The sequence below is a fragment of the Desulfosarcina cetonica JCM 12296 genome (assembly GCF_001311845.1).
Lineage (GTDB): Bacteria > Desulfobacterota > Desulfobacteria > Desulfobacterales > Desulfosarcinaceae > Desulfosarcina > Desulfosarcina cetonica.
Window position 1 is genome coordinate 1 of the sequence record NZ_BBCC01000513.1, and the last position, 781, is coordinate 781.

The following is a 781-nucleotide window of genomic DNA, read 5'->3' on the forward strand; positions in this document are numbered from 1 at the left end:
CCAAGATCAAAGTGTTCGTGCTGTCGGCCGTGCTGGCCGCCCTGGCCGGAAGCCTTTTTGCCCACTGCTACGCCTTTGTCAGCCCGGATTCGTTCAACATCTTCGTTTCCGTGGACTTCGTGATCATGGTCGTGGTGGGCGGCATGGGCTCCATTTGGGGAACCCTTTTCGGTACGGCTCTGATCACCCTGCTGCCCGAATGGATCGAGAGCCTGGAGCGCTTCAAGGATATTCTTCACGGTTTGATCCTGGTGGTGATCCTGCTGTTCCTGCCCCAGGGGCTGACGACCGGCATCGTGGATGCCGTGCGCACGCGGATCGCGCTATGGAAACGGTTTTCGACGGGGGTAGCGGCCCCCGACGGGACGGATCGATGATGGAGCGGCCATGCTGGAGCTGACCCGGGTAAGCAAATGGTTCGGCGGATTGCCGGCCCTGCAAGAGGTGTCGTTCCGCCTGGAGACCGGTCGCGTGACGGCCCTGATCGGCCCCAATGGCGCCGGCAAATCCACCCTGATCAATTGCATCAGCGGGGTGGACCCGGCCGGGGAAGGGGCCATCCGCTTGGCGGGCCGCGCCATCGAGACCCTGCCGGCCCACGTCATTGCCGGACTGGGCATCGCCCGTACGTTCCAGAATCTGAAGCTCTTCGATCGCCTGAGCGTGTTGGACAACGTCTTGGTCGGCCTGACCGTGACCGCCGAGCGCTCCTTTTTCGTTCCATGCTGCGCCTGCCGGCCCTGCGTCACCAGGAGCGCCGGCTGCGCCTGCGCGGATTGGA

2 protein-coding genes are annotated in these 781 nt (G+C 63.9%); both read left to right on the top strand.

The window, feature by feature from the left end:
• Window positions 1–377, top strand: a 377-nt coding sequence (locus JCM12296_RS35305; RefSeq protein WP_172684288.1) for a branched-chain amino acid ABC transporter permease, incomplete at its 5' end; no start/stop codon positions are given.
• 10 nt (window positions 378–387) lie between these two features.
• Window positions 388–781 (top strand): ATP-binding cassette domain-containing protein (locus tag JCM12296_RS35310; protein WP_218188471.1); only part of this gene is annotated, 394 nt, incomplete at its 3' end.